This window comes from Enterobacter sp. C4G1, from assembly GCF_052886895.1.
Genome location: NZ_JBQVVV010000001.1, coordinates 189,732 through 216,020, shown reverse-complemented (window position 1 = coordinate 216,020; position 26,289 = coordinate 189,732). Strand labels below are relative to the sequence as shown.

26 protein-coding genes are annotated in these 26,289 nt (G+C 53.7%); 14 read left to right on the top strand and 12 right to left on the bottom strand.

Going from position 1 to position 26,289, the window contains the following annotated elements:
- Positions 1 to 6: 6 nt before the first annotated feature.
- On the bottom strand, positions 7 to 711 hold the full coding sequence (locus ACT9TW_RS01030) for a YggS family pyridoxal phosphate-dependent enzyme (RefSeq protein WP_446491454.1): 705 nt from the start codon (positions 709 to 711) through the stop codon (positions 7 to 9).
- A gap of 17 nt (positions 712 to 728) precedes the next feature.
- Here ACT9TW_RS01030 and ACT9TW_RS01025 point away from each other — a divergent pair, with 17 nt between their 5' ends.
- On the top strand, positions 729 to 1,736 hold the full coding sequence (locus tag ACT9TW_RS01025; RefSeq protein ID WP_446491453.1) for a type IV pilus twitching motility protein PilT: 1,008 nt from the start codon (positions 729 to 731) through the stop codon (positions 1,734 to 1,736).
- 60 nt (positions 1,737 to 1,796) lie between these two features.
- Complete coding sequence (locus ACT9TW_RS01020; RefSeq protein WP_446491452.1) at positions 1,797 to 2,519, top strand: IclR family transcriptional regulator domain-containing protein; 723 nt, start codon at positions 1,797 to 1,799, stop codon at positions 2,517 to 2,519.
- Here ACT9TW_RS01020 and ruvX read toward each other — a convergent pair.
- The 8 genes from ruvX to metK all read right to left on the bottom strand — a co-directional run bounded on the left by ruvX (position 2,513) and on the right by metK (position 9,625).
- Positions 2,513 to 2,929, bottom strand: a complete 417-nt coding sequence (gene ruvX / locus ACT9TW_RS01015) for a Holliday junction resolvase RuvX (RefSeq protein ID WP_014071696.1) — start codon at positions 2,927 to 2,929, stop codon at positions 2,513 to 2,515. The genes ACT9TW_RS01020 and ruvX overlap by 7 nt on opposite strands.
- Positions 2,929 to 3,489: a YqgE/AlgH family protein gene (locus tag ACT9TW_RS01010; protein WP_182062371.1), complete on the bottom strand. Its 561-nt coding sequence runs from the start codon at positions 3,487 to 3,489 to the stop codon at positions 2,929 to 2,931. The genes ruvX and ACT9TW_RS01010 overlap by 1 nt, the downstream gene beginning before the upstream one ends.
- A 74-nt stretch (positions 3,490 to 3,563) precedes the next feature.
- Complete coding sequence (gene gshB / locus ACT9TW_RS01005) at positions 3,564 to 4,511, bottom strand: glutathione synthase (protein WP_446491451.1); 948 nt, start codon at positions 4,509 to 4,511, stop codon at positions 3,564 to 3,566.
- A gap of 19 nt (positions 4,512 to 4,530) precedes the next feature.
- Positions 4,531 to 5,262, bottom strand: coding sequence for a 16S rRNA (uracil(1498)-N(3))-methyltransferase (gene rsmE / locus ACT9TW_RS01000; protein ID WP_446491450.1), 732 nt, complete (start codon positions 5,260 to 5,262; stop codon positions 4,531 to 4,533).
- Between the two features lie 52 nt (positions 5,263 to 5,314).
- The gene (gene endA, locus ACT9TW_RS00995; RefSeq protein ID WP_182062368.1) at positions 5,315 to 6,022 is read right to left on the bottom strand and encodes a deoxyribonuclease I; all 708 of its coding nucleotides are present in this window, start codon (positions 6,020 to 6,022) and stop codon (positions 5,315 to 5,317) included.
- A gap of 94 nt (positions 6,023 to 6,116) precedes the next feature.
- Positions 6,117 to 6,614, bottom strand: coding sequence for a SprT family zinc-dependent metalloprotease (locus ACT9TW_RS00990; RefSeq protein WP_182062367.1), 498 nt, complete (start codon positions 6,612 to 6,614; stop codon positions 6,117 to 6,119).
- Positions 6,615 to 6,672: 58 nt separating this feature from the next.
- Entirely contained in the window at positions 6,673 to 8,070 is a 1,398-nt protein-coding gene (gene galP, locus ACT9TW_RS00985) for a galactose/proton symporter (RefSeq protein ID WP_182062366.1), read from the bottom strand.
- A 400-nt stretch (positions 8,071 to 8,470) separates the two neighbouring features.
- On the bottom strand, positions 8,471 to 9,625 hold the full coding sequence (gene metK, locus ACT9TW_RS00980) for a methionine adenosyltransferase (protein ID WP_182062365.1): 1,155 nt from the start codon (positions 9,623 to 9,625) through the stop codon (positions 8,471 to 8,473).
- 425 nt (positions 9,626 to 10,050) lie between these two features.
- On the opposite strand from metK, the gene ACT9TW_RS00975 reads away from it, so the two are divergent.
- From ACT9TW_RS00975 to speB, 4 genes are all read left to right on the top strand, one after another.
- Complete coding sequence (locus ACT9TW_RS00975; protein WP_418250466.1) at positions 10,051 to 10,194, top strand: hypothetical protein; 144 nt, start codon at positions 10,051 to 10,053, stop codon at positions 10,192 to 10,194.
- Positions 10,195 to 10,288: 94 nt separating this feature from the next.
- Entirely contained in the window at positions 10,289 to 10,420 is a 132-nt protein-coding gene (yqgB, locus tag ACT9TW_RS00970; RefSeq protein ID WP_182062364.1) for an acid stress response protein YqgB, read from the top strand.
- An 8-nt stretch (positions 10,421 to 10,428) separates the two neighbouring features.
- A complete protein-coding gene (speA, locus tag ACT9TW_RS00965; protein ID WP_182062363.1) occupies positions 10,429 to 12,405 on the top strand; it encodes a biosynthetic arginine decarboxylase in 1,977 nt (658 codons plus the stop codon).
- Between the two features lie 207 nt (positions 12,406 to 12,612).
- Complete coding sequence (gene speB, locus ACT9TW_RS00960) at positions 12,613 to 13,533, top strand: agmatinase (protein ID WP_446491449.1); 921 nt, start codon at positions 12,613 to 12,615, stop codon at positions 13,531 to 13,533.
- Between the two features lie 51 nt (positions 13,534 to 13,584).
- Here speB and ACT9TW_RS00955 read toward each other — a convergent pair whose 3' ends face one another.
- Positions 13,585 to 14,853: an OprD family outer membrane porin gene (locus ACT9TW_RS00955; protein WP_446491448.1), complete on the bottom strand. Its 1,269-nt coding sequence runs from the start codon at positions 14,851 to 14,853 to the stop codon at positions 13,585 to 13,587.
- A 209-nt stretch (positions 14,854 to 15,062) separates the two neighbouring features.
- Positions 15,063 to 15,821, bottom strand: a complete 759-nt coding sequence (gene loiP, locus ACT9TW_RS00950; protein ID WP_014071684.1) for a metalloprotease LoiP — start codon at positions 15,819 to 15,821, stop codon at positions 15,063 to 15,065.
- A gap of 272 nt (positions 15,822 to 16,093) precedes the next feature.
- On the opposite strand from loiP, the gene tkt reads away from it, so the two are divergent.
- The 7 genes from tkt (at position 16,094) to ACT9TW_RS00915 (ending at position 24,478) form a co-directional block, all read left to right on the top strand.
- Positions 16,094 to 18,085: a transketolase gene (tkt, locus tag ACT9TW_RS00945; protein WP_182062361.1), complete on the top strand. Its 1,992-nt coding sequence runs from the start codon at positions 16,094 to 16,096 to the stop codon at positions 18,083 to 18,085.
- A gap of 357 nt (positions 18,086 to 18,442) precedes the next feature.
- The gene (gene epd / locus ACT9TW_RS00940) at positions 18,443 to 19,462 is read left to right on the top strand and encodes an erythrose-4-phosphate dehydrogenase (protein ID WP_182062359.1); all 1,020 of its coding nucleotides are present in this window, start codon (positions 18,443 to 18,445) and stop codon (positions 19,460 to 19,462) included.
- 49 nt (positions 19,463 to 19,511) lie between these two features.
- Positions 19,512 to 20,675: a phosphoglycerate kinase gene (gene pgk, locus ACT9TW_RS00935; protein WP_134348805.1), complete on the top strand. Its 1,164-nt coding sequence runs from the start codon at positions 19,512 to 19,514 to the stop codon at positions 20,673 to 20,675.
- An 89-nt stretch (positions 20,676 to 20,764) separates the two neighbouring features.
- Positions 20,765 to 21,844 carry a class II fructose-bisphosphate aldolase gene (gene fbaA, locus ACT9TW_RS00930; RefSeq protein WP_134348806.1) on the top strand — a complete coding sequence of 360 codons (1,080 nt, stop codon included), beginning with the start codon at positions 20,765 to 20,767 and terminating at the stop codon, positions 21,842 to 21,844.
- A gap of 186 nt (positions 21,845 to 22,030) precedes the next feature.
- On the top strand, positions 22,031 to 22,885 hold the full coding sequence (gene mscS / locus ACT9TW_RS00925) for a small-conductance mechanosensitive channel MscS (protein ID WP_182062357.1): 855 nt from the start codon (positions 22,031 to 22,033) through the stop codon (positions 22,883 to 22,885).
- Positions 22,886 to 23,027: 142 nt separating this feature from the next.
- Positions 23,028 to 23,663: an arginine exporter ArgO gene (gene argO / locus ACT9TW_RS00920; protein ID WP_182062356.1), complete on the top strand. Its 636-nt coding sequence runs from the start codon at positions 23,028 to 23,030 to the stop codon at positions 23,661 to 23,663.
- A gap of 92 nt (positions 23,664 to 23,755) precedes the next feature.
- Positions 23,756 to 24,478, top strand: coding sequence for an oxidative stress defense protein (locus ACT9TW_RS00915; RefSeq protein ID WP_182063462.1), 723 nt, complete (start codon positions 23,756 to 23,758; stop codon positions 24,476 to 24,478).
- A gap of 45 nt (positions 24,479 to 24,523) precedes the next feature.
- Here the strand turns inward: ACT9TW_RS00915 and argP are convergent, their stop codons facing one another.
- Positions 24,524 to 25,417 (bottom strand): DNA-binding transcriptional regulator ArgP, encoded by an 894-nt coding sequence (gene argP / locus ACT9TW_RS00910; protein WP_003860089.1) that lies wholly within the window; start codon positions 25,415 to 25,417, stop codon positions 24,524 to 24,526.
- A 189-nt stretch (positions 25,418 to 25,606) separates the two neighbouring features.
- Here argP and rpiA point away from each other — a divergent pair, with 189 nt between their 5' ends.
- Positions 25,607 to 26,266, top strand: coding sequence for a ribose-5-phosphate isomerase RpiA (gene rpiA / locus ACT9TW_RS00905; RefSeq protein WP_014071676.1), 660 nt, complete (start codon positions 25,607 to 25,609; stop codon positions 26,264 to 26,266).
- The last annotated feature ends 23 nt before the right edge of the window (positions 26,267 to 26,289 follow it).

Below are 26,289 nucleotides of genomic sequence, written 5' to 3'. Positions count from 1 at the left end.
GTTTCCTTATTTTTGGGGGTAATCGCGCGCACCGAAAATAGCTGTGCCAATGCGCACCATAGTGCTGCCTGCCGCAATTGCGGCTTCCATATCTTCCGACATGCCCAGAGAAAGCGTGTCGACCGTAGAGTAGCGCGCTTTAAGCGCCTCAAATGCTACAGCCATTTGCTGTGCCACGGCAAACTGCCTTTCGTAACTTGACTCAGGCGCCGGGATGGCCATCAATCCGCGCAGGGTTAACCCCGGAAGCGCGGCCACCTCTGCCGCCAGCGTATCCAGCTCGTTTAGCGCGATGCCCGACTTGCTGTTCTCGTCACTGATATTGATTTGAATCAGCACGTTAAGTGGCGCGAGTCCGGCCGGACGTTGCTCGCTGAGACGGGTCGCAATACGCAGGCGATCAAGGGTATGACACCAGTCAAAGTGCTCTGCGACCAGACGGCTTTTGTTCGACTGCAACGGGCCAATAAAGTGCCATTGCAGGTCGCTATTTCCCCGTTCCTGGAAATAACGAATTTTGTCCACGCCCTCCTGCACGTAGTTTTCACCAAACGCACGATGGCCAGCGGCAATCGCTTCTGCGATGGCGCTCGCAGGCTTGGTTTTGCTCACTGCAAGTAACGTAACTTCTTCTGGAGCACGGCCGCAACGCGTTGCTGCGGCTGAGATTTTGTCCCGGACCTGTGCCAGGTTATGCGCAATGTCGTTCATTTTCCGAGGAGAGTCGTGTGGTAATGGAAGAAATTGTGGCCCTTAGTGTAAAGCATAATGTGTCGGATCTACACCTGTGTAGTGATTCACCGCCACGCTGGCGCAGGGCAGGTACGCTTGAACCTGCGCCATTCCCGCCGCCGGATATTACGCAGCTATTAAAAACGTGGCTTAACGACGAACAACAGGGAACCTGGTGGGCAAATGGGCAGGTGGATTTTGCAGTGACGCTCACTAGCCAGCAGCGTTTACGCGGCAGTGCATTCCGCCACATTAACGGGGCCTCACTCACGCTCAGACTCTTGCCGGCGAGCTGCCCGCAGCTTTCGGCGCTGGGTGCGCCGCGTGTGCTCCCGGTACTGCTGGACAACGACAGTGGTCTGATTCTGGTGACAGGGGCAACCGGAAGTGGCAAATCCACCACGCTTGCGGCAATGGTGGATCATCTTAACCGCCACTGCGATAAACACATTCTGACGCTGGAAGACCCGGTTGAGTTTATTTATCAAAGCGATCGCTGTCTTATCCATCAACGGGAGATAGGCCAACACTGTCCTTCATTTGCAGAGGCGCTTCGCGCCGCATTACGTGAAGATCCTGATGTGATTTTGTTGGGGGAGCTTCGCGATAGCGAAACGATCAGGCTGGCCCTTACGGCAGCGGAAACCGGCCATCTGGTGCTGGCAACGCTGCATACGCGTGGTGCAGCGCAGGCAATAGAGCGCCTGGTCGATACCTTTCCGGCACAGGAAAAAGAACCGGTGCGTAATCAGCTGGCGGGCAGTCTTCGCGCGGTACTGGCGCAAAAGCTCTTTCGGGATGTTCAGGGAGGGCGCGTGGCACTGTACGAACTGCTGGTGAATACTTCAGCAGCGGCAAATCTTATCCGTGAGGGCAAAACCTGGCAATTGCCTGGTATTATCCAGACCGGGCAACAGGCGGGGATGCAGAATTTTGACCAAAGCTTTGCCGAACGCAGATCGCAAGGGCGGCTTCACGAAAGGTCGGCGGTTGCGCCGGGTTGACCTTGTATCCTTGCGTGCGAGCGGTAGAATCGAGTCTCTATCTTTTGAGCAAACGAAACCATGTCATCACAACCAAATCAAAGCCTGATTGACGGTATACGCTGTCTGCAATACCTGGTGTCCAGCGATCGTGCGATTGGGTGTCGCGAGCTGGCGCGTCTGATGGGAATTAACACCACTCGCGCTAACCGCCTGCTGATGACAATGGCCTCGATTGGCCTGACGATGCAGGACGAACACCGCCGCTATTTGCCGGGGCCAGGTATCCATGCCCTGGCGGCGCAGTCCATTCGTGGTTCAGCGCTTTTTTCCCGCGCGTTGCCAATACTGGAGCGTTACGCTCCGCGCGATATTGTCGTCGCGCTCGGGGTGCTGTGGGAGGATCAGATTATCTACATCTGGCACTCGGTGCCAGGCAGCCAAACGACACAGGCGCTGGCCGGTTATCGGATGCTCCCGGCCTGGCAGTCCGTCATTGGCATGGCATTACTGGCAGAAGAGAGCGACGAACAGCTGAAATTACGCTTCACCGACGAGCAGTGGCGCAACCTGGCGCCCCACGTTGAGCTGCAGCGTAAAACCGGCCACGTTATCTGGCATCACGATGATGGGGAAGTATCGATGGCTATTCCGGTTGGTGTTCATCATGCTGCGCTGGCATTTGCCGGAATGTGGAATGTCGGGAATGATGTGGTGGAAGCGCGCCTTCAGGCACTACAGGAACTCAACGCTAAACTGCTGAGAATGCCCGATTTTACGGGCAATTCAGAAGAGGCTCAGTAACCCTGCTCGAAATAGCTTTCGAGGATCACCACAGCAGAAGCAGAGTCCACGCTGCCCTTGTTGAGCGCCCTGAAACCGCCATGCTCGAACAGGCCAGCACGGGCTTCGACAGTGCTAAGGCGCTCGTCGTGCAGCTTCACTGAGACACCAAAGCGGCCATGGATTTTGTTGGCGAACTTACGCGCACGCGCGGTGAGCGGTTGTTCGGTGCCATCCATATTCAGCGGTAGCCCAACGATAACGTCATCCGGTTGCCACTCTTTGAGCAGGCGTTCGATAAGCGTCCAGTCTGGCGTGCCATCGTTCGCTTTTAACGCCGTCAGTGGGCGCGCCGTGCCGGTAATACGCTGGCCGACGGCAACGCCAATACTTCGGGTGCCAAAATCAAAAGCTAAAAGCGTCCCGCTCATTATGCGTGCCCCGCTACGCCCGGCATGGTCAGAATATCAATGCCAATGAGTTTAGCTGCATCGCGCCAGCGATCGGCGATAGGGGTCTTAAACAGGATGTTCAGATCCGCAGGCGCAGTCAGCCACGCGTTATCCAGGATCTCCTGCTCAAGCTGGCCTTTTTCCCAGGACGCATAGCCCAGCGCAACCAGCACTTCTGAAGGCTGTTCGGCGGTGCCCAGCGTTTCAAGCACGTCGCGCGAAGTCGTGATCACGGTGTTATCCGAGATACGAATGCTGGAAGAGAAACCCGGCGGCGTATGCAGGATAAAACCGCGATCTTCAGCAAGCGGCCCACCTAACATCACCGGTTTATCAAGACGAATTTCAGGCAGACGTTCTTCAGTGGTGATTTTTAGCTTTTCCAGAATGCCTTCAATTTGCAGGTTTTCCAGAGGCTTATTAATGATGATACCCATCGCACCGTCTTCATTGTATTCACAGATATAAACGACGGAACGGCGGAAAATAGGATCCTGGAGAGCAGGCATGGCAATAAGAAAGTGATGCTGTAAATTCATTGTCAGAGGTTCTGTTTCCTGGTTTAAAAAGCGACAGCGCCCAGTATGGGGACAAACTCAGGCGCTGTCACAGGTTATTTCTGTAAACGTTTTTCAATAGCGTCCATCAGCATTCCGGTGATCGAGATTGGGAATTCGGCCTCGATTTCACGAATGCAGGTTGGGCTGGTGACGTTCACTTCGGTCAGGCGGTCGCCGATGATATCCAGGCCAACGAAGATCAGGCCTTTGGCTTTAAGCGTTGGGCCAACGCGGCGGGCAATTTCCCAGTCGCTTTCGGTCAACGGACGCGGTTCGCCACGGCCACCTGCCGCCAGGTTACCACGGGTTTCGCCGCCCTGCGGGATACGCGCCAGGCAGTAAGGAACCGGTTCGCCATCCACCACCAGAACGCGCTTGTCGCCATCGACGATGGCAGGCAGATAGTTTTGCGCCATGCAGTAACGGGTACCCAGTTCGGTCAGCGTTTCGGCAATCACGCCAATGTTCGGATCGCTCTCTTTCACGCGGAAAATCGATGCGCCGCCCATACCGTCCAGCGGTTTCATGATGATATCGCCGTGCTTCTGCCAGAAGGCTTTCAGCTGTGCTTTATTGCGGGTTACCAGCGTTTCCGGCGTCAGATCCGAGAACCAGGCGGTGTAGAGTTTCTCGTTACAGTCGCGCAGGCTCTGCGGTTTATTCACGATCAGCGTGCCTTTTTCTTCTGCGCGCTCAAGGATATAGGTGCAGTAGATAAATTCGGTGTCGAACGGCGGATCTTTACGCATCAGGATCATATCGAGATCGGCAAGCTGGATATCCTGCTCGGTGCCGAATTCGTACCATTTATCGTAGTTCTGCTCGACGTTAACAATACGGGTGCGTGCGCGGGCTTCACCGTTGATCAGGTAGAGATCGTTCATCTCCATGTAGTGGAGTTCATAGCCGCGACGCTGCGCTTCCAGCAGCATAGCGAAGCTGGAATCTTTCTTGATGTTAATGTTTGCGATGGGATCCATCACGATGCCGAGCTTGATCATGTTCCTCTCCAATAATGCTTCAACCCAGATCGCCAAACCGCACTTGCAGCGCGGTAATGGCAGTGAGTGCCGTTGTCTCAGTGCGCAGAACGCGAGGTCCCAACAGAATATCAGTAAACTCGTAACGCGCCGTCATAGCAATTTCGTCAGCAGACAGGCCGCCTTCCGGGCCAATCAACAGGCGAACACGTTCAACGGGCAGCGGCAACGTATTAATACTGGCGCTGGCGCGCGGGTGGAGGTTGAGCTTAAGCCCGCTGTCCTGTTCGGCACACCAGTTTTCCAGATCCATCGCCGGGCGGATCTCCGGGATGCGGTTGCGGCCACTCTGTTCACAGGCAGCAATGGCGATTTTCTGCCACTGCTGGATCTTTTTGTTCAGACGTTCCGCATCCAGTTTAACGCCACAGCGCTCAGAAAAAAGTGGCGTAATGAGGCTTACACCCAGTTCGATCGATTTCTGGATGGTGAATTCCATCTTTTCACCGCGCGACATCACCTGGCCTAAATGAATATGCAGCGGCGATTCACGGTCATCCACTTCGCCACGCAGCACATTTACATGCACGCTTTTCTTATCAGCACGGGTGATTTCAGCGTCGAAAACCTGATTTGAGCCGTCGAAAAGCTGGACAGTCTGGCCTGCGCCCATGCGCAGCACGCGGCCAACATGGTTGGCGGCTTCGTCGGACAGGGCGATTTCGCGGCCTGCGATAATCAGTTCAGGGTGGTAAATGCGAGGGATGCGCATAGTCAGAAATTCCGTGTGTCATGCAATGTAAGCGAATTGCCGCTAGTGTAGGTTAGCTCTTTTGCGCCTGGCAAGCTCGCTGGACATAAGGGTTATGATTCCCCTGCGCTTTGGCGATGCGTTCGTCGCGCTGGCACTCCCAGTCGGTGACCGGATATTGCTTATCCCAGGCATTAAACAGCTGTGTCTGCTGGCGGGAGAGGGTGAGGTCGTAACGGTCACGCATATAGAAGTAGGTGCGGGCGATACTGCCGCGCGCACGAGCCGGCGGCTCAGCCACTTTCTCTTTAAAATCTACCTTCATGGCGCACTGCCCGTACTGACCTTCGCCGCCATTCCACTGGCCGTACATAAAGTTGCCGCGATCGCCATTCACTTCGCCCACCGCCGGTTGCAGGTTATGCATATCGCTTTCCATCTGGCGGTAGACCGGGTCTTTGGCGCAGTTTTTTCGCCCGCCGTCCTGCCAGCACTGGCGTTGGTGGCCAAACTGCCATGCCGGAACAACGTGTTCCCATTCGATTCGGCTGGCGCGGTTTTCATTTTTACGCACTTTATAGCCGCAGGATTCGAGATCAACGATCCCTTTTTTGCCCTGCCAGTTAATCTTACAGCCACAGTAGAAATCACCGGGAACGTCGGCGTTAACTTTTACACCTGCGTTTTTAGCCTGAGAGAAACTGTTAATACCGTCGGCCAGCGTATAGCCTGAGAATGCCGTCGCCAGAAAAGCGACCGCAAGAGAAATATTACGGGACATCGTTAACTCCGTGTCAAAACGAGCCCGCAACGTAACGAATGTTGTTCCTGTATGCAATCAGTCAGATCAGGAATGTTCCTGATTGTTCAATTGATTATTCTGCAACCAGCGGCTCACCGCATTTGACGCAGCGATAGGTGGCTTCACCGCGTACCACACGATTATGACGGCGCACGGTCAGTTGATGCTGCTGGCACTGGCAGCGGTAGGGGAAGGTATTGCGGCGAACCGACTCCAGCTCGAACTGATGAGTTCTGCGTGCCGGAATGCCAAGCACCGCTTCCATCATCCATTTCCACTCTTTGCCGTGCGGCGCAACGCGCCCAAAGTGTTTCCATACCAGCAGATGGGCCAGCTCGTGCGGAACCACTTCATCGATAAACGCCTGCTGGTTTTCCATCATCAGCACCGGATTAAGACGGATTTCGTACGACTCCAGCCAGGCCGTGCCGGCAGAGGTTCCACGCTGCTGATAGACGAGCTTAGGTTCCGGGTAATTGCGATCGAGCTTCTGGTTTGCCTGGGCGAGTTTTTCCCGCAGGCTGCGCATTACGGCCTGCTGAATAGCGATGGGAAGACGGGGCGTTTTCATAGGGGCAGAGCATAGAGCTTGCGAAAGGGAGGTGCAAGAGGCACCTCCCGCAGGCAGGTTAGTCGTGCGCGCCAATCTCGCGCAGAGGACGGCCTTTCATCAGATTACGTTCAATATGTTCCAGCGACACGTGTTTGGTTTCTGGAACCAGCCACACGGTCAGCACAATAAAGAACAGGTTCAGAGCAGAGTAAACCCAGAAGGTGTTGGCATTACCCAGGCTATTAAGCATGGTCAGGAAGGTTGCACCGACAATCATGTTGGCGATCCAGTTGGTTGCGGTAGAGCAGGTGATACCAAAATCACGCCCTTTCAGCGGCTGGATCTCAGAGCACAGGACCCAAATCAGCGGGCCGGCGCTCATCGCAAAACCTACAATGAACATCAGCAGCATGGCCACGGCAAAGTACTGTGCAGAAGGTGAGTGAATGCCCACATGCATCATGGTACCGAGGACGCCCATCCCCACCGCCATCACCAGGAAGCCCAGCGTCAACGTTGGTTTGCGTCCCCAACGGTCAACCAGGCCAATGGCGATAAAGGTGGCCAGCACGTTGGTCAGGCCCACGATCACGGTGCCCCACATCTGTTCGGTGGTATTGGTGTAACCCGCCAGCTCAAAAATTTTTGGCGCGTAGTACATGATGACGTTCATCCCGGTGAACTGCTGCATCACCTGGAGGAGTACGCCCAGGAATACGGCGCGGCGGAAGTTGCTGTTTTCTTTGAACAGTGCCCAACCGGACTGTTTCACCTTCAGGCTTTCGCGGATCTCTTCCAGCTCTTTTTTCGCTTCTGCGCTGGTATCGCGCAGGCGTAATAACACGCGCTCAGCATCCACGAAGCGGCGTTTTGCCGCAAACCAGCGCGGGCTGTCCGGCAGGAAGAACACACCAATCAGCAGCAGGATCGCAGGGATAATAATGACGCCGAGCATCCAGCGCCAGGCGCCGCTGTAGCTGAAGGCGGTATCGGAAAGGTAGGCTCCCAGAATACCGATGGTGATCATCAGCTGATACATCGAAATCATGCTGCCACGGATTTTCTCTGGTGCGATTTCTGACAGGTAAAGCGGGGCGGTATAAGAGGCTACACCAACCGCCAGACCGAGCAGTACACGGGATAGCAGCAGCACTTCTACGTTTGGTGCCGCCGCAGAGAACAGTGAACCGGCTACGAACAGAATAGCGCCGATCATCAGGCTTTTTTTACGGCCCAGTTTGAAGGAGAGCCAACCGCTGCCGACTGCACCCACCGCTGCACCAAACATCATGGAGCTCACTACCCATTCCTGAGTGTGGGCGGTTATCTGGAACTCATCGGTGATGAAGGGTAGCGCACCGGCAATCACGCCGATATCCAGGCCAAAGAGTAATCCTGCCAGGGCGGCGAGGAAGCAGACGAAGAAAGTCATCGCCTTGTTGGACGTACGCCCCTGTTTTTTATTGTCAGGCATTATGCCCTCCAGTTGGGTTATCAGTTTTATCGATGTAAAGGGTAGGTTAGTGAGGAGTGAAAATATGTGATACAAATCACATTGGTGTAATCGGTTACACCGATGTGTAATCGTAAATGCCATTAACTTATTGAAAATAGAGATATAAATTAACTGATACGCATCGGGTTTGTTTGAATTTCAGACTTGACTGAAATGAAATGTAACAACAAAGAAAAGGCGATTATGCAAAGGGATTATTCTGAAAGCAGGGTATATTTGGTGTGGTGTAAGCGGTTTCAAACATTGCCGGGTGGCAGCCTACAGGTACCTCAGTACTCGTAGGTCGGGTAAGGCGTAGCCGCCACCCGACATAAAAAAGGCCAGCGCAAAGGCTGGCCTGTTTAACGCTGTGAGTCGATTATTTCAGGCCGGCAGCTTCACGCAGCTGAGCGGCTTTGTCGGTTTTTTCCCATGGGAAATGTTCACGACCAAAGTGACCGTACGCAGCGGTTTCTTTGTAGATTGGGTGCAGCAGATCCAGCATCTGAATCAGGCCGTATGGACGCAGGTCGAAGAACTCGCGCACCAGCAGGGTTAGCTGTTCAGAAGGCACTTTCTCAGTACCGAAGGTTTCAACCATGATGGAGGTTGGTTCAGCCACGCCGATAGCGTAGGAAACCTGAATCTCACAACGGTCAGCCAGGCCCGCAGCAACGATGTTTTTCGCAACATAACGTGCAGCGTACGCAGCAGAACGGTCAACTTTAGATGGATCTTTACCAGAGAATGCACCGCCGCCGTGACGCGCCATGCCGCCGTAGGTATCAACGATGATTTTACGACCGGTCAGACCGCAGTCACCCATTGGACCACCGATAACAAAGCGTCCGGTTGGGTTGATGAAGAATTTGGTCGACGCGCTCAGCCACTCGGAAGGCAGTACCGGCTTGATGATCTCTTCCATCACGGCTTCTTGCAGAGATTTCTGATCAATATCTTCGGCGTGCTGAGTGGACAGAACTACGGCATCGATGCCGACGATTTTGCCGTCGTCATACTGGAAGGTTACCTGGCTTTTCGCATCCGGGCGCAGCCATGGCAGGGTGCCGTTTTTACGCACTTCAGCCTGACGCTGCACCAGACGGTGTGCGTAGGTCACAGGTGCTGGCATCAGCACGTCAGTTTCGTTGGTTGCATAACCGAACATCAGACCCTGGTCGCCCGCGCCCTGTTCCAGCGGATCGGCACGGTCAACACCCTGGTTGATGTCCGGAGACTGTTTGCCGATTGCGCTCAGTACTGCACAAGAATTGGCATCAAAGCCCATATCAGAATGTACATAACCGATTTCACGCACCGTGTTACGGGTGATCTCTTCGATATCAACCCATGCGCTGGTGGTGATCTCACCGCCAACCAGAACCATGCCGGTTTTGACATAGGTTTCACACGCTACGCGCGCTTTAGGATCCTGCTCGAGGATCGCATCCAGCACCGCATCGGAGATTTGGTCAGCAATTTTATCAGGATGTCCTTCTGATACGGACTCGGACGTAAACAGGTGTTTTGCCATGTTTTATTTCACCTAAGAGGAATTTGGTTAGCTCAAGCTGCTGTGTGGAATAGCCAAAGGAGATAATTCTACCAAGGCCTGCAGGATTTTGACACTGGCAGTCTGAGTGTTAATCAGTATGGATGGATTAACATCTGGACGTCTATTTTAGGTCACTTCTTCACCCGATTTCCAGTTTTTTTTGACTAAGCTCTCACTGTGTTGAAATCGAAGCTGGAAATATTTCCTGACGGCGATGGCAACACGCATATTTTTGTTTTGCTTTTTAGCCACCTTCTCGGTATAAAACGCGGCGCGCGGCTCATGCAAAAAAAGCGCTCGATGAACTCATCGTGTCGCCACTTCCAGCCGGGTTAAGCAGTGAACTTTTAGCTTTGGCTTGTGGTCCGTTTCAACAGGAGCGGCCGTGGAGGTGATACGAGATAATGAACCATCGTTTTCCGCTAATTCAGCGCAGCCGTTCTGGCGCGCATTTGATTCCCGCAACCCGCATTTCTAGTCTGCAAACCTGCCGATGTTATACCCATCTCGGCGCTTCTCAGGATTCCAGGGCCGGTCACGCTTTGTGAAAACTGAACAAGGGCGCTCTTGTTAATACAAGAGTTTTCTCGTGGTTTCGCCGAACCTTGTCATACAGAGTTCGGATACGTGTTTTACAATGATATGAATAAGAAACCGGTCGCACGGTCAGGATTTCAGCATACTATGCTGGAAAACGGAGCCGTTTATGGGTTGTTATCGCCGTATAACGCTGCGATAGTAGTCAACTGTTTTACACTTATTACAAAGAGTTGAGGTTCGCTATGTCTGACGACATGTCTTCTTTTTCGCCTTCGTCAGCGGGCGAACAGGGTGTACTACGTTCTATGCAGGAGGTTGCGATGAGCTCCGAGGAAGCCAGCAAGATGCTGCGCACTTACAATATTGCCTGGTGGGGCAATAACTACTACGACGTCAACGAACTGGGCCACATCAGCGTTTGCCCGGATCCCGACGTCCCTGAAGCGCGCGTGGATCTCGCCAAGCTGGTCAAAGCCCGCGAAGCACAGGGCCAGCGTTTGCCTGCACTGTTCTGCTTCCCGCAGATCCTGCAACATCGTCTGCGTTCTATTAACGCCGCGTTCAAGCGCGCGCGTGAATCCTACGGCTACAAAGGCGACTATTTCCTGGTTTACCCGATCAAGGTGAACCAGCATCGCCGCGTCATTGAATCCTTGATCCACTCTGGCGAACCGCTGGGGCTGGAAGCCGGTTCAAAAGCGGAACTGATGGCTGTACTGGCGCACGCGGGGATGACCCGGTCCGTGATCGTCTGTAACGGCTATAAAGACCGTGAATACATTCGTCTGGCATTGATTGGCGAGAAGATGGGCCACAAGGTCTATCTGGTTATCGAGAAGATGTCCGAAATCGCTATCGTGCTGGAAGAAGCCGAGCGTCTGAACGTGATCCCACGCCTTGGCGTGCGTGCACGTCTGGCCTCCCAGGGCTCCGGTAAATGGCAGTCTTCCGGTGGTGAAAAATCCAAATTCGGCCTGGCGGCAAACCAGGTGCTGCAACTGGTGGAGATCCTGCGTGAGCGCGGTCGTCTGGACAGCATTCAGTTGCTGCACTTCCACCTCGGTTCGCAGATGGCCAACATTCGCGATATCGCAACAGGTGTACGTGAGTCGGCGCGTTTTTACGTTGAGCTGCATAAGCTTGGCGTGAATATTCAGTGCTTCGACGTGGGCGGCGGCCTGGGTGTGGACTATGAAGGTACGCGTTCGCAGTCTGACTGTTCCGTAAACTACGGTCTGAACGAATACGCTAACAACATCATCTGGGCGATTGGCGATGCCTGTGAAGAGAACGGCCTGCCGCACCCAACGGTGATCACCGAGTCTGGCCGTGCAGTCACCGCGCACCATACGGTGCTGGTGTCCAACATTATTGGTGTTGAACGCAGCGAAATCACCGAAGCGACGCCTCCGGCAGACGATGCCCCACGTTCCCTGCAAAGCATGTGGGAAACCTGGCAGGAGATGCACGAGCCGGGCACGCGCCGTTCACTGCGCGAATGGCTGCATGACAGCCAGATGGATCTGCACGACATTCACGTCGGCTATTCTTCAGGCACCTTTAGCTTGCAGGAGCGCGCGTGGGCAGAGCAGCTCTATCTAAACATGTGCCATGAAGTGCAGAAACAGCTCGACCCGAGCAACCGCGCGCACCGTCCGATTATCGATGAGTTGCAGGAACGTATGGCGGATAAGATTTACGTCAACTTCTCGCTGTTCCAGTCGATGCCGGATGCATGGGGTATTGATCAGCTGTTCCCGGTACTGCCGCTGGAAGGGCTGAACCACGCCCCGGAACGCCGTGCGGTGCTGCTGGATATCACCTGTGACTCAGACGGTGCCATCGATCACTATGTGGATGGTGACGGTATCGCGACCACGATGCCAATGCCGGAATACGACCCGGAGAACCCACCAATGCTGGGCTTCTTTATGGTCGGGGCGTACCAGGAGATCCTCGGTAACATGCACAACCTGTTCGGCGATACCGAAGCGGTGGACGTGTTTGTCTTCCCTGACGGCAGCGTGGAAGTTGAGCTGTCCGATGAGGGTGACACCGTGGCGGACATGCTGGAATACGTTCAGTTGGATCCGAAAAAACTGCTTATCCAGTTCCGCGATCAGGTGAAAAACACCGGTCTGGACGATGCCTTGCAGCAGCAGTTCCTGGAAGAGTTTGAAGCGGGTCTGTACGGGTACACTTACCTGGAAGACGAGTAATTCCTTCCCCCTCTCCCCTGTGGGGAGAGGGGGAAGGGGCAAAGACCGCACAATGCCCTATACTCTCTTGAACCCGTATGAATTAACGGCGATAATTCGCCTCAATATGCTATTTACGAATCAATCCCTTCCTCGTCGGGTTTAACGACGCGGAGGGGATTTTTTTTCATCTTTTTTTAATGAGTCGACTTTAAAAGAGGTCAGGACATGAGCACTTTAGGTCATCAGTACGATAACTCTCTGGTATCTAACGCGTTTGGTTTTTTACGCCTTCCGATGAATTTCCAGCCGTACGACAGCGATGCCGACTGGGTTATTACCGGCGTGCCGTTTGATATGGCCACCTCCGGCCGCGCGGGTGGTCGTCATGGCCCGGCCGCTATCCGTCAGGTATCGACTAACCTGGCCTGGGAGCACAATCGCTTCCCATGGAACTTCGACATGCGTGAGCGCCTGAACGTGGTTGACTGCGGTGACCTGGTGTACGCCTTTGGCGATGCGCGTGAAATGAGCGAAAAACTCCAGGCGCACGCCGAGAAGCTGCTGGCTGCTGGTAAGCGTATGCTCTCCTTCGGTGGTGACCATTTCGTGACGCTGCCGCTGCTGCGTGCTCACGCGAAACACTTCGGTAAAATGGCGCTGGTGCACTTCGATGCGCATACCGACACCTATGCGAACGGCTGCGAATTTGACCACGGCACCATGTTCTTCACCGCGCCGAACGAAGGCCTGATCGATCCGAACCACTCTGTGCAGATCGGTATTCGTACTGAGTTCGATAAAGACAACTGCTTCACCGTGCTGGATGCCGGCCAGGTGAACGATCGTGGTGTTGACGACATCATCGCGCAGGTTAAGCAGATTGTTGGCGACATGCCGGTTTATCTGACCTTCGACATCGACTGCCTGGATCCGGCATTTGCTCCGGGTACCGGTACACCGGTGATCGGCGGCCTGACGTCTGACCGTGCCATCAAACTGGTGCGTGGCCTGAAAGATTTGAACATCGTGGGTATGGACGTGGTGGAAGTTGCGCCTGCGTACGATCAATCTGAAATCACAGCCCTGGCAGCTGCGACGCTGGCACTGGAAATGCTCTATATCCAGGCGGCGAAAAAAGGCGAGTAAGCTTAGCGGTTAAGTAAAAACCCTCACCAGCAGGTGAGGGCTTTTTTACGCTTAAAACACGTTAAACGGGTATTCCACATAGATACGGATTTCGTCCCCGCCCACGTTGTAATCACTGGCGTTACTGGACACGCGCAGTACGGAGTAGCGCAGTTTCAGTTTCAGATCTTTCGCCGGGCCATCCTGCACCTGGTACTGAACCTGGTTAAACCACTCATGCTCTTTACCGTTGCTGGTTTCAGAGGTTTTTATGTTGTCGCCGCGCACGTATGCGGTAGTCCAGCTCAAGCCCGGTAAGCCGAGTCCGGCGAAGTCTAGCCCGTAAGATGCCTGCCATGAGCGTTCGTCTTCACCGTTAAAATCAGACCAGTAAGAGTTCGCAAGCCAGATGGTATTACCACCGTCACCCACGCCGCCCTGATCGCGATAGCTGCCATAGTGGTAACCGGTGCTGCCGCTGCTTTGCTGATACGCCACCTTAAAGGTATGAATATCCCAGATATAGCTTGCCGCCATGCTCCAGATGGTGTTGCTCCGACCTGTATCGAGGCTGTCAGCGTAACCCTGATCCAGACGTGAGTTGTAGCCGTTAAAGTCGAGAACCAGCTGTTGCCCGGTGCTGAACGGCTGTTTGAAGTTCATGCCCAGATACTGCTTGTTCATTACCTCTTCAACGTGAGAAGCGTAAAGCGCGCCGCTGAACTGGTCATTGAACTGATAGCTCGCGCCGCCGAAGGAGAGGCTTTTCAGGCCGCTGTCGTGGCGGTCGTCGCTTTTGCGTTGTTCGTCAGTGAAGTAACCCGCATTGACTTCCAGCCCGTCTATCTCTTTCGAGGTCAGCATCGTCCCGGTATAGCTTTCAAACAGCAGGCGGGAGCTGTCGGCATTCACAATCGGAAGTTCAGGACGCTGGTTACCGTAGCTCAGCACGGTATTGGAGATGCGCATTTTGGCGGTCGCACCAAATTTCGCCAGATCGGATTTCGCACGGCCATCGTCTTCCTGTTTGAAAAAGTCGATACCGCCTGCGCCGCTCTTACCACGGCCACCATCAAGGCGTACGCCGTACTGGGCAATTCCATCGACGCCAAAGCCGACCAGGCCTTCGGTGTATCCAGATGCAAATGTGGCGACGATACCCTGACCCCATTCAGCTTTATCCTGCTGGCCTTGATGATAGTCGCGGCTGATATACGCATTGCGTAAAAACAGATCCAGATGGCTGTCGTCAATAAAACCCTGGCTGTCTGATTGTTGGCTTGCAAACGCAGGTAATGCGGCAAATAAACTTAAAGCAACTAACGATAATTGTTTTTTCACGGAGGGAACATCTCTGTCTTGATATATTAATTTGAAAGACTGCGAAGGGATAATTACCGGAAAGTTTACCGATTGCAATAATTATGTGAGCAAAGGTTTCAGTGTCAGGATGCTGTTGTAGCGCGGCTTGCAGGGTGTTATCGATACGTGCGGTTAAATTGACAATACGTGCGAAATAAAAAAGGAGGCAATGTTGCCTCCTTCATAAATTATTTAATTCCGTCTGCTGCCATACGATCGCGAATATGTTGTGCGCGTTCTTCTGACGCTGGATGATCGTCAAACATTGAGCTTTGGCGTCCCGCTTCCTGTTTTGCCAGTTTTTCGAAGCTGGTGGCTAACCCTGACGGATTAATGCCGCGTTTGCGCAACAAGTCGTAGGAGTAGTCATCGGCCTCGGATTCCTGACGCTGAGAGAACTGAGAGTTGACCAGTTTTTCACCCATATCGCCCAACTGAGACTGGGACAGGCTGCCGACAATCCCACCTGCGGAGGCCGCTGCCGCGCGAACGGCGTTGGTGCCCAGCGCAACCTGCATCCCTTTTTTCACGTGGCCGAGTGCAACGTGACCCATTTCATGACCGATGACCGCTTCAACTTCGTTGTCGTTCATCATGTCCATCAGCCCGCTGTAGACGCGAATACAGCCGTTTGCCATGGCAAATGCGTTAACGTCTTTCGCCATGTAGACCTTGTAGTTCACGGGCTGGCCGTTGATGTTGTCACCCAGAGCGGAGGCTATCTTATTCAGACGCTGCGCGTATGTGCTGCTGGCAGGGGCGATAGTGGCTTTTCCGTCCATATCTTTACAGGCCTGGTCGCTCAACGCTTTTACCTGCGCATCGCTCAGGGAATATGCCTGAAATGCTTCCGCGCCAGAGGTCATCAGACCATTAGAATCCATATTCTGACAGCCGCTCAGCAGGAGCGTTGTACCCAGGGCCAGCACAATTGCACGCATTTTCATGATGTTGCTTCCGTACTCGTTAGTCTGAATTAAATCCGAAAAGTGCACCGGCCAGAAAGCCAGTGTCGGGCTAAGTATAAGGAAGATATACGGTAGCGAGCGAGCAGATTGCGCAACATGCGAGCATGATCCAGAGATTTCTTAAGCGGCAAAAGAATGCTCCATGTACATGCCTTGTCGCTTGGGTTACATTGTTGGCACTTTTTTCCGGCGTAGCCCAAAACGCGCTGTCGTCAAGGGCATGGCCTTTAACAGTCCGATCTGGAGTTAAAATGTCCTCACGTAAAGAGCTTGCTAATGCTATTCGTGCGCTGAGCATGGACGCAGTACAGAAAGCCAAATCCGGCCACCCGGGCGCCCCTATGGGTATGGCTGATATCGCCGAAGTCCTGTGGCGTGATTTCCTGAACCACAACCCGCAGAACCCGGCCTGGGCTGACCGCGACCGTTTCGTGCTGTCTAACGGCCACGGCTCAATGCTGATCTACAGCCTGCTGCACCTCACTGGCTATGACCTGCCAATCGAAGAACTGAAAAACTTCCGTCAGCTGCACTCCAAAACCCCGGGTCACCCGGAAGTGGGCTACACCGCTGGTGTAGAAACCACCACTGGCCCGCTGGGTCAGGGTATTGCTAACGCTGTGGGTATGGCGATTGCCGAGAAAACTCTGGCAGCACAGTTCAACCGTCCGGGTCACGATATCGTTGACCACTTCACCTACGCTTTCATGGGCGACGGCTGCATGATGGAAGGCATTTCTCACGAAGTGTGCTCCCTGGCAGGTACCCTGAAGCTGGGCAAACTGGTTGCGTTCTATGACGACAACGGTATCTCCATCGACGGTCACGTTGAAGGCTGGTTTACTGATGACACCGCAGCACGTTTCGAAGCCTACGGCTGGCACGTGGTGCGTGGTGTTGATGGCCACGATGCTGACTCGATTAAACGCGCAGTAGAAGAAGCTCGCGCCGTGACCGACAAACCGTCCCTGCTGATGTGCAAAACCATCATCGGCTTCGGTTCTCCGAACAAAGCGGGCACCCACGATTCCCACGGTGCGCCACTGGGTGATGCGGAAATCGCGCTGACCCGTGAAGCTCTGGGCTGGAACCACCCTGCATTCGAAATCCCATCTGACATCTATGCTCAGTGGGATGCTAAAGAAGCCGGCCAGGTGAAAGAAGCGGCCTGGAACGAGAAGTTCGCGGCGTACGCGAAAGCCTTCCCGCAGGAAGCAGCTGAATTCACCCGTCGTATGAAAGGCGACATGCCGTCTGACTTCGACGCGAAAGCGAACGAGTTCATTGCGAAACTGCAGGCGAACCCGTCCAAAATCGCCAGCCGTAAAGCATCACAGAATGCGATTGAAGCATTCGGCCCTTGGCTTCCAGAATTCCTGGGCGGCTCCGCTGACCTGGCGCCATCTAACCTGACTATCTGGTCTGGCTCTAAAGCGATCAACGAAGATACCGCCGGTAACTACATCCATTACGGTGTACGTGAATTCGGTATGACCGCTATCGCGAACGGTATCTCCCTGCACGGTGGCTTCCTGCCGTACACCTCTACTTTCCTGATGTTCGTAGAATATGCACGTAACGCCGTGCGTATGGCTGCGCTGATGAAACAGCGTCAGGTGATGGTCTACACCCACGACTCCATCGGTCTGGGCGAAGATGGTCCAACTCACCAGCCGGTAGAGCAGGTGGCTTCTCTGCGTGTGACCCCGAACATGAGCACATGGCGTCCATGTGACCAGGTTGAATCTGCGGTGGCGTGGAAATACGGCGTTGAGCGTCAGGACGGCCCGACCGCACTGATCCTCTCCCGTCAGAACCTGGCACAGCAGGATCGTACCGAAGAGCAGCTGGCGAACATCGCCCGCGGTGGTTACGTGCTGAAAGACTGCGCTGGCCAGCCAGAGCTTATCTTCATCGCCACCGGTTCTGAAGTTGAGCTGGCCGTTGCTGCGTGGGACAAACTGTCTGCCGAAGGCGTTAAAGCGCGCGTGGTTTCTATGCCGTCTACCGACGCGTTCGACAAGCAGGATGCGGCCTATCGCGAATCCGTACTGCCTAAAGCGGTTTCCGCTCGCGTGGCAGTGGAAGCGGGTATCGCTGACTACTGGTTCAAATACGTGGGCCTGAATGGCGCTATCGTTGGCATGACCACCTTCGGTGAGTCTGCACCGGCAGAGCTGCTGTTCGAAGAGTTCGGCTTCACCGTAGAGAACGTTGTCGCGAAAGCGAAAGAACTGCTGTAATTGCTGTTTTGCCCGGTGGCGCTACGCTTACCGGGCCTACAAATGGCACGAAAGTAGGCCGGGTAAGCGCTAGCGCGCCACCCGGCTTTTTTGTATGCACTATTCCTCTGGCATGTAACATCGCTGTAAATTATTCCACCGAAAGTGTGACGCAAGTCATATAGCTCGCTTATACATCTGGACAGACATTCCTTTTATTCCCCGATTCGCTTATTCTAGCTGAAGCGTTTCAGTCGATTAAATGTTCGACAATTGACCAATCAATCGCAGTTTGTGACAGGCAAGGATTCCCCTTCGGGCGTAGCTGGATTACTCTTTCAGCCACCTCAAACCCAGGGATAGCTTTGCAGGAGATCTATGACCGTACGCGTAGCGATTAATGGCTTCGGTCGCATCGGGCGTAACGTGGTTCGTGCTTTATATGAATCCGGGCGTCGTGCGGAAATGACCGTGGTGGCAATCAATGAACTGGCGGATGCCACGGGCATGGCGCATTTATTGAAATACGACACCAGTCATGGCCGCTTTGCCTGGGATGTTCGCCAGGAAAGGGATCAGCTTTTTGTCGGTGACGATGCGATTCGTGTGCTCCACGAGCGCAGTATCGAGGCGCTACCATGGCGTGAGCTGGGTGTGGATGTAGTGCTGGACTGTACCGGTGTGTACGGCAACCGTGAACATGGTGAAGCCCATCTGGCGGCAGGCGCGAAAAAAGTCCTGTTCTCACATCCGGGGAGTAACGACCTCGACGCCACCGTCGTCTTTGGCGTTAACCAGCAAGAACTGCAAGCTGAACACCGTATTGTTTCCAACGCCTCCTGTACCACCAACTGCATTATTCCGGTCATCAAACTGTTAGACGATGCGTATGGCATTGAATCCGGCACCGTGACCACGATTCACTCCGCCATGCACGATCAGCAGGTTATCGACGCATACCACCCGGACTTACGACGCACTCGCGCGGCGAGCCAGTCGATCATTCCGGTGGATACGAAACTTGCGGCAGGGATTACCCGTATTTTCCCGCAGTTTAACGACCGTTTTGAAGCGATTGCCGTGCGTGTTCCGACGATTAATGTCACCGCAATTGACCTCAGTGTAACGGTGAAAAAACCGGTAAAAGCCTGTGAAGTCAACCTGTTGCTGCAAAAAGCGGCACAGGGTGCATTTCATGGTATAGTTGACTATACGGAATTACCGTTGGTCTCAGTAGATTTTAACCACGACCCGCATAGCGCCATTGTTGATGGCACTCAAACGCGAGTCAGTGGCGCGCACCTTATCAAGACGCTGGTCTGGTGTGATAACGAATGGGGCTTTGCTAACCGAATGCTCGACACCACGTTAGCAATGGCTGCTCAAGGTTTCAGGTAAGACGCATCGTGCGTCTGCAAAACTTTAAGAATCAACGAGAGGATTCACCATGTCTGTAATTAAGATGACCGATCTGGATCTGGCTGGTAAACGCGTTTTCATCCGTGCTGATCTGAACGTACCGGTTAAAGATGGCAAAGTGACCAGCGACGCGCGTATCCGTGCATCTCTGCCAACCATCGAACTGGCACTGAAGCAAGGTGCAAAAGTGATGGTAACCTCCCACCTGGGTCGTCCAACTGAAGGCGAATACAACGAAGAGTTCTCTCTGCTGCCAGTTGTTAATTACCTGAAAGACAAACTGTCCAACCCGGTTCGCCTGGTTAAAGATTACCTGGACGGCGTTGAAGTGGCTGCCGGTGAACTGGTTGTTCTGGAAAACGTTCGCTTCAACAAAGGCGAGAAGAAAGACGACGAAGCACTGTCTAAAAAATACGCTGCACTGTGCGACGTATTTGTGATGGATGCATTCGGTACGGCTCACCGTGCTCAGGCTTCTACCCACGGCATCGGTAAATTTGCAGACGTTGCGTGTGCAGGTCCTCTGCTGGCTGACGAACTGGAAGCACTGGGTAAAGCACTGAAAGAACCTGCTCGTCCAATGGTTGCCATCGTTGGTGGTTCTAAAGTTTCTACCAAACTGACCGTTCTGGATTCCCTGTCTAAAATCGCTGACCAGCTGATCGTTGGCGGTGGTATTGCAAATACCTTCGTTGCCGCTCAAGGCCACAATGTGGGTAAATCCCTGTACGAAGCAGACCTGGTTGACGAAGCTAAACGCCTGCTGACCACCTGTGATATCCCGGTTCCAACTGACGTTCGTGTCGCGACTGAGTTCTCTGAAACAGCAACTGCTACCCTGAAATCTGTAAACGACATCAAAGATGAAGAGCAGATTCTGGACCTGGGCGATGTTTCTGCGCAGAAACTGGCCGAAATCCTGAAAAATGCAAAAACTATCCTGTGGAACGGTCCTGTTGGTGTGTTCGAGTTCCCGAACTTCCGTAAAGGTACTGAAATCGTTGCTAACGCAATCGCAGACAGCGAAGCGTTCTCAATCGCAGGCGGCGGTGACACGCTGGCAGCTATCGACCTGTTCGGTATCGCTGACAAGATCTCCTACATCTCCACTGGTGGCGGCGCATTCCTCGAGTTCGTGGAAGGTAAAGTACTGCCAGCAGTAGCTATGCTCGAAGAGCGCGCTAAGAAGTAAGCCATTTAAGGGCAGGGAAACCTGCCCAATTTTCAGCGCGCTTTAGGGCACGCACCTCTTTCCAAGGCCGAAGATACAGGACTCGTAACATGTCTAAAATTTTTGATTTCGTAAAACCTGGCGTGATCACTGGTGATGACGTTCAGAAAGTGTTCCAGGTAGCTAAAGAAAACAACTTTGCTCTGCCAGCAGTTAACTGCGTGGGTACCGACTCCATCAATGCCGTTCTGGAAACCGCTGCAAAAGTTAAAGCACCGGTAATCGTTCAGTTCTCTAACGGCGGCGCTGCGTTCATCGCAGGTAAAGGCGTGAAAACTGACGTTCCTCAGGGTGCTGCAATCCTGGGTGCTATTTCTGGTGCGCACCACGTTCATCAGATGGCTGAACACTACGGTGTTCCGGTTATCCTGCACACCGACCACTGCGCTAAGAAACTGCTGCCATGGATCGACGGTCTGCTGGACGCGGGTGAGAAACACTTCGCGGCAACCGGTAAACCACTGTTCTCTTCTCACATGATCGATCTGTCTGAAGAGTCACTGCACGAAAACATCGAAATCTGTTCTAAATACCTGGCGCGCATGTCCAAAATGGATATGACCCTGGAAATCGAACTGGGTTGCACCGGTGGTGAAGAAGACGGCGTGGACAACAGCCACATGGACGCTTCTGCACTGTACACCCAACCAGAAGACGTTGATTACGCATACACCGAGTTGAGCAAAATCAGCCCACGCTTCACCATTGCAGCGTCTTTCGGTAACGTGCACGGCGTTTACAAACCAGGTAACGTGGTTCTGACCCCAACCATCCTGCGTGATTCTCAGGAATACGTTTCCAAGAAACACAACCTGCCGCACAACAGCCTGAACTTCGTATTCCACGGTGGTTCCGGTTCTTCTGCTCAGGAAATCAAAGACTCAGTAAGCTACGGTGTAGTGAAAATGAACATCGATACCGACACCCAATGGGCAACCTGGGACGGTATCCTGCAATACTACAAAACCAACGAAGCTTACCTGCAAGGCCAGCTGGGCAACCCGAAAGGCGAAGACCAGCCGAACAAGAAATACTACGATCCACGCGTATGGCTGCGTGCTGCACAGACTTCAATGATTACTCGTCTGGAGCAGGCATTCAAAGAACTGAACGCGGTTGACGTTCTGTAATTTGAGTCGCTAAACACCACAGAAGGTCCGCAAATGCGGGCCTTTTTTTATGGCTTTTCAATGGACTGCTAGTCTGGTTTTTGTGATCTGCTTGGCAATATTTGTCCTTTTTGTTTACCCTTTACTGACCTGCCTGTCTCCATGGGGGATGGATTTTGTGTATTGGTTTAATAAAAGGAAGAATAAATGGAACAACTCGATGTCGTAGACAGCATCAATAACGCCGGTACCTGGCTTGCGCGTAACCAGGAGTTACTGCTGAGTTATGCCGTGAACATCGTTGCGGCAATCGCGATTATCATTGTCGGGATGATCGTGGCGCGGATTGTGTCAAATACCGTTAACCGCGTAATGGTGGCGCGAAACATTGATGCCACGGTTGCCGACTTCCTATCTGCGCTGGTGCGCTATGGGATTGTGGCCTTTACTCTGATTGCCGCCCTGGGGCGTGTTGGTGTGCAAACGGCATCGGTCATCGCAGTACTCGGTGCCGCGGGTCTGGCGATTGGTCTGGCGTTGCAGGGATCGCTGTCGAACCTCGCCGCTGGCGTGCTTCTGGTGACCTTCCGTCCATTCCGCTCTGGCGAATATGTTGATTTGGGCGGCATTGCCGGAACTGTGCTCCAGGTGCAGATCTTCTCTACCACTATGCGTACCGTCGACGGCCGTATTGTGGTGGTTCCGAACGGTAAAATTATCGCGGGGAACATTATTAACTTTTCCCGCGAGCCGGTGCGCCGCAACGAACTGGTGATAAGCGTCGCGTATGATTCGGATATCGATCAGGTGAAGTCGCTGATTACCAACATCATCGCGTCGGACGACCGCATCCTGAAAGACAAAGAGCAGACCGTACGACTGAACGAGCTGGGTGCGTCATCCATCAACTTCGTGGTACGTATCTGGAGCAAAAGCAGCGATCTGCAAAACGTTTACTGGGATGTCCTGGAACGCATCAAGCGTGACTTCGACGCCAATGGCATTAGCTTCCCGTACCCGCAGATGGACGTGAACGTTAAGAAAGTGAAAGAAGCCGAATAACGTTCTCCCCCAGGCCCGGTACGCGTGAGCGCCACCGGGCTTTTTATTAGCGATGCTAATCACCAATTAATATTATCAATTTCCTCTAATGTCGCTCTCGCAGTATAGTCTGTCTCCAAGACAACTCTGTGAGATTTCCGTCATGTTATCCTATTATTTTCAAGGTCTTGCGTTAGGCGCGGCCATGATCCTTCCACTCGGCCCCCAGAATGCATTTGTGATGAATCAGGGAATTCGCCGTCAGTACCATCTGATGATTGCGCTGCTGTGCGCGATAAGTGATTTGCTGCTGATTTGCGCCGGGATTTTTGGTGGTAGCGCACTACTGATGCAGTCGCCCTGGTTGCTGGCGCTGGTCACCTGGGGTGGCGTGGCGTTTCTGCTGTGGTACGGTTTTGGTGCGCTGAAAACCGCCATGAGTAGCAATCTTGAATTAGCCACGGCCGAGGTCATGAAACAGGGGCGATGGAAGATTATCGTCACCATGCTGGCAGTCACCTGGCTTAACCCGCATGTGTATCTCGATACCTTTGTCGTCCTGGGAAGTCTTGGCGGGCAACTGGATGTCGAACCAAAACGTTGGTTTGCACTTGGCACGGTCAGCGCCTCTTTCTTGTGGTTCTTCGGCCTGGCGATACTGGCGGCCTGGCTGGCTCCCCGTCTGCGCACGGCGAAAGCACAGCGGATCATTAACACGCTTGTGGGTGTCGTTATGTGGTTTATCGCTTTCCAGCTGGCAAAAGACGGTGTTCAACATGTACAGGGTTTACTCAACTAAGTGTTGTCTTATGGACAACTGAATAAGACCCGCTAAGCTTGCTGGCATGTGCTCTGTTGATAGGGCACTCTTCGCAACATGGAGGAATGACAGTGAAGTTTAAAGTGATGGCCCTGGCGGCATTAGTAAGTTTAGGCGCGGTGTCGGTTCAGGCGAATGAATTGCCTGCTGGCCCGCACATTGTGACTTCAGGCACGGCAAGTGTGGATGCCGTCCCGGATGTGGCAACGCTGGCAATCGAAGTGAATGTGGCCGCAAAAGATGCCGCTTCTGCCAAAAAACAGGCAGACGATCGTGTTGCGCAATATCTCTCCTTCCTCGAACAGAATGGTGTCGCGAAAAAGGATATCAACTCCGCAAACCTGCGCACTCAGCCTGATTACGACTACCAGAACGGCAAAAGTATTCTGAAAGGCTATCGCGCGGTGCGTACCGTTGAGGTCACGCTGCGCCAGCTCGATAAGCTCAATTCATTACTGGATGGCGCGCTGAAAGCGGGTCTGAACGAAATTCGTTCTGTCTCACTGGGCGTTGCGCAACCTGAAAAATACAAAGACGAAGCGCGCAAAGCGGCCATTGATGATGCAATCCATCAGGCGCAGCAGCTGGCTTCAGGCTTTAACAGCAAACTCGGCCCGGTGTATAGCGTGCGTTACCACGTCTCTAACTACCAGCCAAGCCCGATGGTTCGGATGATGAAGGCCGATGCTGCGCCGGTTTCTGCTCAGGAAACTTACGAGCAGCCGACTATCCAGTTCGACGATCAGGTTGATGTGGTGTTTGAGCTGGAACCCGCTCAAAAATCCGCTCAGTAAACCAGTAGGCCGGGTAAGGCGTAGCCGCCACCCGGCTTTTTCTTTTTAATCCTGTCTTAATACCTTATGCCCAAATGCCAGCAGTGCATCTGTCACGTTGCGCATCATGCGGCTCTCGGGTGCAAAACGATGCCAGTAGAGCATCCGGCGCTGGTACAGCCCCGGCGTTAAATCGATAAGCTCACCGCTTTTTAACTCTTTCTCAATTTGCAGATGCGGGATCATGCAGCAGGTGGTTCCCTGACGCGCAAGCTGCACAAAGGCTTCAGATGAGTTCACAATGTGGCACGGCACGCTGCCAGGCGGCAGGTCGAAGTTTTGTTGCAGGAAGGCCTGATGCATATCATCAAGATGGTCGAACGCAACGGCAGGGGCTTTAAGCAGCGCTGCACGGGTAACGCCATTCGGGAAATAGCGTTCTGCGAAAGCCTTCGAACCCACAAACAGGTAATCCAGCGCACCGAGCTGATCCACAAGGCAGCTTGGCAGCGCTTGCGGCTGAATACTGACGGCACCCACCACTTCGCCGCGGCGCAGGCGTTCCTGGGTACGGGTTTCATCTTCTACCTGTAAATTCAGGCGAATAGGGGAGTCGGCCAGTACCGGGGCAAGGGCGGGCAGCAGCCAGGTTGCCAGGCTGTCGGCGTTCACCGCCAGCGACAGCAGCAGTGGCGTGGAGCCGGTCTGTTCGTCACCCAGCCATTCATCTTCCAGCAGTTCAACCTGGCGCAACAGGGCAAGGAGCTTTTGACCTTGTTCCGTTGGGCGAGGGGGTACGGTACGCACCAGCAGCGGCTGCCCGAACATGTTTTCAAGCTGTTTGATACGTTGTGATACGGCGGATTGAGTGATGCACAGCTTTTGCGCCGCGCGCTCAAAACCTCGTTCACGAATAACCGCATCAAGTGCCTGTAGTGTTCTGTAGTCCGGACGTTTCATTGCTCTGGCTTACTCCTGAAATGTGCTTATTCAGCACTATGACACAAATTTACGTTTGATACAGACGAAATGCACCCACATCGGATCTGTCAGGGCTTTGCGCGGTTATGTGATGGTGGTCACAGGGACATTTCCTGCTTACGTGTTCTATAATGCGCCCTGAGTTTTCACACCACAGGCAAAAAGATCATGACGCAGGATGAACTGAAAAAAGCAGTAGGATGGGCCGCTCTCCAGTACGTGCAACCAGGAACAATTGTTGGTGTCGGCACGGGCTCTACGGCGGCGCACTTTATCGATGCGCTGGGCACGATGAAAGGGCAGATTGAGGGCGCAGTATCCAGCTCCGATGCTTCCACGGAAAAGCTGAAAAGCCTTGGCATTACCGTTTTTGACCTGAACGAAGTGGATCGCCTGGGGATCTACGTTGATGGCGCTGATGAGATCAACGGCCACATGCAGATGATCAAAGGCGGCGGCGCAGCGCTGACGCGTGAGAAGATCATCGCTTCTGTTGCGGATAAATTTATCTGTATCGCGGATGCCTCTAAGCAGGTTGATATCCTGGGTAAATTCCCGCTGCCGGTAGAAGTGATCCCAATGGCGCGCAGCGCAGTGGCGCGCGAACTGGTGAAGCTGGGTGGCCGCCCGGAATACCGTCAGGGTGTTGTGACTGACAACGGTAACGTGATCCTGGATGTGCACGGTCTGGAAATTCTGGATGCCATTGCCCTGGAAAATGCCATTAATGGCCTTCCAGGCGTAGTCACCGTAGGGTTATTTGCCAACCGTGGCGCGGATGTTGCGCTGATCGGTACGGCTGACGGCGTGAAAACCATCGTAAAATGATCTGACGGGGGGAAGTCTCCCCC